Raw genomic sequence first — 7,947 nt, 5'->3', positions numbered from 1 at the left:
TGATGGATGCTTCTCTATGTACTCTCTCAGTTGACTCATTTTGGGGAAGGTAAAACTCTATTTTACCATTGGCGATCGCAGTTTAGTTTATATGTTGGAGATCTCTACTGTAAAGCTTTAACTATGTCGCTTACTTTTATCTGTTCTACATTCCCATTTTGTTGCCATTGCTCATCAATAGAGATAGAAATGTTATTAACTTGTTCTTGTGTTCCCAAAGCCCAAGGTGTATCATTTGCAGTTCCCACTTCCAAAACCACTACCAATTGAGAACATCGATCAATTTCACTGTCGTAGTGAAAAGTAATATTAGAGTCATCACCATTGGGCAGATTAGTATTAGTAATACGGAGTTTGATACTGCTAGTTCCATCGTTAACATTGAGAACTTTATTAGAACCAACAAAACCGACAAATAGAGGAATAGTAGATTTTCCAGTTGCTTTAATCATTTCTAGTTCCAGGGTAGTTGTTTTTGCGTAGTCGTCACCTTGTCCGGGGAGTTTAACGCTGATAACATCGCTACCTCCCCGCTTAAATTCCCAGCTAATAGTGACATTAGTTGTGGTTGTCCGCACCGCAGATTCAGCCGCCACACCGATTAAGATGACTTCTGTGGCTTCATTTGGTTTAAGAGTAATTTCTCCTTCGCCTTTCCAGAGAAGATAGAGATTATCTGCATTAGCATCTCCACTAAAACCAATTGACCAATCCTCACTTTCAAGGCTGATATTTCCAGGATTAACCAAGATATCTGGGTTAAAAACCAACTGAAAATGATAATTGTCAGAATTCGCTTCGGTGGCGTTAGGAATGGGATAAATGATGATATCTTTCTGGTCTTCGGTGAGGATATTTTCGATCTCAAGGCGAAGGGGGGAAACCTCATCAGGATTTCCCATTTGTAAAACTCCGTTGAGTTCTCCTTCCTGTTCATCTTCATAACACCAGCGAAATTCAAAAGGCATTTTTGCGACACTTTTCGCGATGCTGGAAAAACTTCTCTGGAAAGATTCTGCTGTTCTGGAGGGACTGACTTGCAATCCTTCAGCAGCAGGTAAAGAAGAATCAGCAGAAGACGACGAGGAAGAATCTTCTGTTTTGGCGCGAGAAAGTTGCAACCAACCTTCATAGAGTTGCTGGGGTTTTGCAAAACTAGCTTGAGGGTTAACAGATTTAATTGTTTCTGTTTCTGACCAAGCTTCCTTGTTTAAAGATAGCCAAGACCAAACATATTCGGGGACTTGGGGTAAAGGAAGTGCTATTTCTCCTTGATTGCACAAAATAGGAGTAGAGAGGAAATTAACTTCGATCGCCTTTAAAGCTTGGCTATAATTTTCCGGTGGGAGACGCAATTCTTGATTAGGCAAAATTCCAGAGGTTGCATGAATTAAGCCCCTGGGATCGATCAACATTGTCACCCCTTGAGGAGGCGCGTCTACCGTTTGTTCAAAATAGACTAACCCTTCCGCCTCAGTTTGAATTAAATCAATATTCTCTACTAGACGACTTTGCGGCGCATAAAAGATATTTCTTTCATATTGATAATCTCCCTCAGTTCCGACAGGAGTTTCTCGCCAATATCCTACCAGTCCATCATTGAGTTGTTGATAATCTCCTAAACGAATGGGGAATTTAACTTCTGTAAACCCATAATTCGCTGGTAGTTGCTCTATGTCTTCAACTTTAACCGTAGGATCGCAACCCGGTAAACCCTTCACTTCTAAACTAAATGTTGCCCTCACCAAAGCAACAGGTCGTCCCACCAATAAAGCTAAACTAGGATGTTCCCTGAAACTTTCAGGATCGATAGTTTCCAAAGAATTGTTTAAAGTTGAAATAAACTGTTTTTGAAAGTCGTTCCCTTGGTCTAAAAGATAGTGAACCATCTTTTCGAGATGCACATTTGGCAAGTTAGGACGACCATTACCATCACGGGAAATCACGACACCGGGCGCTGTTCGCCAATTTCCAGCAGTATCCAATAACCCTAATGCTTTGCCTCGATCGTCATAAATTGCCAAGGTATTGTCAAGATTATTGGGAACAATCCAACCGCAAACGGGAGTCCGCGCTGGAACAGAGGTCATTTGTACTTTCTGTAGAGAATCTGCTGCTAACCAGTGGAAATTAATCCGTGCTGACTGCGCTAAACGAGGCGGCAAAAGCACTTGATATTGTGCATTAGGTGAGGTCATTTCGGAAGTGGTTACAACCTGAGTGTTTTCAGGATTGTCAGAAGAAATGACTTCTTTATGTTGTCCAAAACTATCAATTAACCACAGTTGTTTGATGGACATTCCCCCGCTGCGGATAGGGTTGAAAATGTCTCCATCAAGAATCTTGTACTGTAAGCTATTTCCTAAAGTCCAACGCACTTGTTCGTGGAAAATTTTTGCTACAGCATCAGTGGAAATGGGATCGTCTATTTCTAACTGTAAAGTTGGTTGAGCCAGCAATAGAGTATCATTAAATCCACTAATTACTTGCGCCTGACAGTCGGTGCTTTGCATTTCTCCATAAGCCCACAAAGCGACGAAGATGGGATCTTGAGATTGTTCTGTTTGATTGGCGAAAGTATTTTGACTTTCATACCAATTTTTAACATCCTCAAAATTCTGACTTAAGTAATCTGGCGTTTGCCTTTCGGCAGGAATATTATTAGCCGCGTAGTAGTCAGGGAGTAATTCTTGTGTTAGATAACTGGTGAGTCTTTCTGTCAATTCGAGGGCTACGGATGGCGTTAAAATGCTAAACCCTGTATAACTATTGGCATTGGGAACAAAATTACTTTCCGCACCTGATTTGAGCTTTAGGTCGATCGCATTAGGTTCTAAATTATAGTAATCGAGAATTTGCTTGGGGGAGTAATCTTGCACTTCTCCCGATTCCATATTACGACAAGGATAAGCAAAAACTGACCAATGGAAGGCAAAGGGATTCCAAGGTTGCTGAGTCCAGATGCTAAAATTAATCGAATCTTGTCCTGCTTCTGGTTTAAGTCCTTCAATTAACCCTTGCAGATTGTCTATATTCTCTGTAATCGTTGTCAAATCGAAGTCTAAGGGGTGACATTGTAATAGGTTGTCTTCTCTTAATCTGCCATCCTGTCCAAACCGAGTTGGAGATTGTGCTGCTTCTCCTGCTAAGAGAATTACTGGATCGCTAGGTCGCCAGTAATTTTGACTGGGAATTTGAGTGAGGGTATATTTATTATCTGAACTGCTGTTATAGGTAGCGATCGCCTGTGATAACTCCTCCAATTTATTAACCAAATTAAAGGCAATTTGAGATGGTGTGGGCGGAATATAAATAGTAAAAATTCCCCCTTCTACCTTCACCGGATAGGTTTGCTCATTGTCTTGTATTTCCCAAGATTCGCCCTCGCCAATCGTTATAACTGTTCGGTTATCAGATAAAGTTACCCCGCAGTTAGCAAATTCATTGGATATATCTGACCAAGGATATTCAGTCCCATCAGCACCAAAAGTCCCCTGAGCCGCTAATCGCATCAGATCTAGGTAATAGCTGAAATATTCATTCAACTTAGATACAATGCCAAAGGGTAAGGTTTTTGCTGTGATTGTATTTTCTGTAAATTCTAATTCTCCTGCTTGGGCGATCGCTGTGCGGAGGGGAATCAGGCTAGTCAGATTGATAGTATCATAGAAATCGCCATCGTCTTCAGCCTGGTTCTTCATAAAATAGTACCATTGGCTGTACAATTGACGGCGCATGGATTCTATATTCAGCCAAGCTTGATTGTATTGTTCTTGAACAACATTTAATTCATTGAGTAAATGAGCCAAGTTTGTTGGGATTGTGACTCGACTGGCTTGAATATTTCTCATTTTTGGAGTCTTTTCTTGGGTAATTTGCGGGATAATTGACCACAAGAAACCATCATTTTCTGTATTAAATCCCCATTCATGTCGCCCTTCTCGGAATTTGGCATCAATGTCGAGTTTTCGTGACTCCAATCGTTCCGATAATTGTAAAGCGTTTAACTTATCTTCTACAGCTTGACGAACTGTTGCATCATCACTGGAAAAACTATAAGCGAGATAGGCAGAAAGCGCTTATGGGGCGGAATTAGCTACTGCGATCGTCGGTTGAGATAAGCTTTTTACTCGCTCTATTGCTGAACGACTAGCGCCAGTATCACCAAAAGTAATCCTTCCATGATAAAGGGATCTTTGGGGTAATTCTTCTCCTTCCCCTAGTTCAATATTCCAATTAAATTCTTCTGCTAAGATTTCGAGTAATTCTTGGTTATCGCCAGAATGTTCTGCTAAAAATTGCTGTAGATAATCCTGTTCTTCATCACTATACCAACCGATGACATCGTATTGTAATCCAGTTGGTGGATTCTTACTGGGATAATCAGGATCGTAAAAGCCAAAAACACTGTGACAATTGGGATAAAATGCGGCAAAAGTCGCTTTAACTTCATCAAAAATCGGCACAGTTTCCTTAGTACCAATTGCGGTTAAACTCTCAGCATATTCTTTTGTTTCTGTTTCCAATAACCATTGTGTTAATTCCCAGGTTCGCCCCATATAGCGGTAACGTTGGTATTGATAAGTATTTTCATCATCAGGATTAACGGTAGCAAGATCTGGGGGTTCTATGAGAATATTAATGGCATCTGGCGGTGGACTATTATCATCTTTTTCTAATTCGGGATAAAGATAGTCACTTTCTATAATCCATTGTTTTTGCCCTCGCTCCCCTCCTTGGCGTAAAATTAGCCAACGGTTAGGAACACGAGGAAAAGTTGTTCCTGTTTCATCATGTTTCCCACTGGTTAAAGCATCAGGTAAAGACAAATGGAGATGAATTCCGGCTTTGAGAGTAAATTCTTGATTAAATAAGGGCGCTAGTATCTGTTCGCTAAGATTTTCTTGCCCTGTTCCATGAGTACCTTGGTATATATAGGGTAATTTACTATAATCGGCCATAGCCCTGAGTGCTTGCTGTTCTTGAGCTAAACAAAGGGCATCAACATGAATAGGAACCAGTAGAGTCTGACTCATAATTTTTATTTAATGATAATGACGGGTTTGCAGTCCAAGATAATTCTGTCGGTTGTGTTGAAAAAACCTTTTCAATCACTACCGATAGTGCTGCGATACATTTCTAATCTTCCGCCTCTAAGACCCATTCTTTAAGTAAGTAGGCTGAATTAATTAGAAAAGGGTAGGAGAAGAAAACACACAACAGGGAGCAAGCGCTCTCAGCTTTAAATCACAATAACAGGAATTACGCATCTGCCAAAAGAGCGATCGCAAAAGATCGCAAAACTTAAATTTTCGTAAACTGATATCTTGCACCATTCTCAACAAGACCTGAGAAAGCGGGTTTCTTAACGAAATATCTAGGCTTTTAGGTTCAGCTATTTGCAAGAAACCCGGTTTTGACGCCTGGTGCAAGATGTGAGTAAAGAAACCTGATACCCAGGATGGATTCGGCTCTCCCGGAGATATGGTGATAAGTAAAAGCTATACTAAATCCGGGATCGAAACCCGCTTTATCCCTAAGAAGGGTGAAGCATTGCGCGAGAAAAACTTTGGGTCAAGGGAATACACTTATCGCGGCAATGCTTCATTGCTACACTCGACACTATAAAGGGGCTAAATAATTCGTATTTGGTATTACTTATTGGCTCAAATGCTGGCCTATGCCCAAAAAACCGGGTTGGCTACCACAAGTACGTGAAAGCCATAATAATTAATTTTATTTTTCCGATGCACCCTACTTAATGTAACTAGCAATTTGAGTTACTATATTACTGAGTTTGTTGATTAGATGACTGTAAATTCAAACACGGTTCCTGGGCAAAACCCGTATTTCCCTGAACTGTAATATTGCATGAATATTTTATTGTTCCACTGTTATTGCCAATGTTATTCCTAATTATATTACCCTTACCTCCCAAGTTAGCTTTGGCAGCAATGGTTCCTGCCACGGTATTGTTTTCAATAATTACATTTTCCATTGAACTGGAACGATTGTTTGTATTAGCTTCTACATAAATCGAAGCTATATCGCTCACGTTAGACAATACTTTATTATCGCTAATACGCACATTGCGCGTAGAAGGTATCTTGTACAAACCAATATAAGCATTACCTTCATTTTTGACGATCGTCACACCATTAATTTTAGTCCCACCACAGCATTCCTGAATTAAAATTCCCTCTCCATCCACACTTAGATACGCAGTATCCATAACGCGATGTCTGTAAACTTGATAATTATTTCCTTCAATTTGAACATTATATCCAGACCAATCAATAGCGCGGTTCTCATATGTAACGGCTCCTCTGGGTTGCTTAGTTCCCGTCGGATCTGTCCACCATTCTTTGTTCGGCTGGTCTGAAATCTGGTTATCTTTAATTAACAAACCATCGCCAGATGCTTGGATACCTATTCTCATTGTGTGAAATACCCAGTTATCTCGAATAACAATTCCCTTGCGGAATAATCCTGGTTCAGTATTAGGTTCTGCGGCTAATGTAAATCCTTCCGGTTTTGAACGATTAACTACAATTCCATAGTGATTGCCATAGTGAAAGGGAACTTTGCTACCTTCAGCATAAGTAATAATTTCGTTTCCTTCTAAAGGTTTAATTTTGTAAGCGGGTTGTTCGTAATTGTCAGTAATAGCATCATTAAGGCGATTATTAGCAACCAAGACATTAGCAAAAGCATTTATGGTAATGTTGGCAGCAAAGCGATCGCTATAGCGCATCCAGGGCTCTTGAAAGGAAATATCTGGAACTTGGGGAGAAGGATCGGCAACATTATTGCTGCGGATGCCAAAAATAACAATATTTTGCTTCTTGCCAGTATCAATATCACCCGATAACTTGATTCCCCCCCGATTAATATCTACATTGACAATACCAATATTGCTATCCGACTCCGGTGCAGTTGTAAATATTTTTTTAAAAGCTGTATTGTTAGGTGTACCATTACCAGAAAACGTAGGTTCGTATTTGGAAAATATAAACTTAGTTGGTGGCTTGTATGAATCAGATTTAGCATCTTTTCCCGAAGGGGTATCTCCACGGATAACCACACCATTTTTCAAAAAAATGCTGTCTGTAAAAGTGTAAGTTCCGGAAGGAAAATACACTACACCACCCCCATTAGCAGTTGCCACATCGCGAGCGGCATTAAATTGTTCAACAATCGTAGAGCCCTTAAAATCATTAATGTTGTAAACGCAGTTCCATTTGATATTTTCAGTCCACGGATAAGCTTCGACTCCGTACTTGGCAGCAACAGGATTATCAGTTGGCCCAGCCTTGGGACTGCCGCAAGTTGAGGAAAGATTGACTGCTATAGAACTGGATGAGCGAACAACATTCTGCTTGGAACTGAATAAATATGTACTGCCACCAAACAGGATCAGTACAAAACCTGCTCCTAAAAGAGATAACAAAAAATATTTCAACAAAGCTTTTCGCGATATTCTCATCGTTATTAATTGGGATAACCTTGTGAAAGTCAAAACACCTACCTAAAACCGAGTTTATGGGTTCGACGACCTCTAAGAGGAGCGATCGCATCACCCTTTAGTCAATTAAAAACCAAAAAGCGCCCCCCTTTGCAGGAGAGCGCTTTTTGTTTAGCTAAATCTCAAACTTAGCCATTGATAGCAGGAGCAGTCATAGCAACCGGAGCTTGTACACCAGCAGCCAAATCCAGAGGGAAGTTGTGAGCATTACGCTCGTGCATCACTTCCATACCCAGGTTAGCGCGGTTGATAATATCAGCCCAAGTTCCAATCACGCGACCTTGCGAATCCACAACCGATTGGTTAAAGTTGAAACCGTTGAGGTTGAAAGCCATCGTGCTGACACCCAAAGCGGTGAACCAAATACCAACCACCGGCCATGCACCCAAGAAGAAGTGCAGAGAACGGCTGTTGTTGAACGA

Annotated in this window: 3 protein-coding genes and 1 pseudogene; all 4 read right to left on the bottom strand. The window is 40.7% G+C overall.

The features are described from left to right. Nucleotides 1-104 precede the first annotated feature (104 nt). Complete coding sequence (locus tag H6G03_RS36255) at nucleotides 105-3,980, bottom strand: hypothetical protein (protein ID WP_190475647.1); 3,876 nt, start codon at nucleotides 3,978-3,980, stop codon at nucleotides 105-107. Nucleotides 3,981-4,079: 99 nt separating this feature from the next. Then, nucleotides 4,080-5,036 carry a hypothetical protein gene (locus H6G03_RS36250; protein ID WP_190475645.1) on the bottom strand — a complete coding sequence of 319 codons (957 nt, stop codon included), beginning with the start codon at nucleotides 5,034-5,036 and terminating at the stop codon, nucleotides 4,080-4,082. A gap of 752 nt (nucleotides 5,037-5,788) precedes the next feature. Then, entirely contained in the window at nucleotides 5,789-7,486 is a 1,698-nt protein-coding gene (locus tag H6G03_RS36245; RefSeq protein ID WP_190475643.1) for a glycosyl hydrolase family 28-related protein, read from the bottom strand. 167 nt (nucleotides 7,487-7,653) lie between these two features. After that, nucleotides 7,654-7,947 (bottom strand): annotated as a pseudogene (locus tag H6G03_RS36240) (photosystem II q(b) protein); the annotation flags it as partial.

Source organism: Aerosakkonema funiforme FACHB-1375 (genome assembly GCF_014696265.1).
GTDB lineage: Bacteria > Cyanobacteriota > Cyanobacteriia > Cyanobacteriales > Aerosakkonemataceae > Aerosakkonema > Aerosakkonema funiforme_A.
The sequence above is the reverse complement of the archived record's forward strand: the minus strand, read 5'-3'. Positions and strand labels throughout refer to the sequence as shown.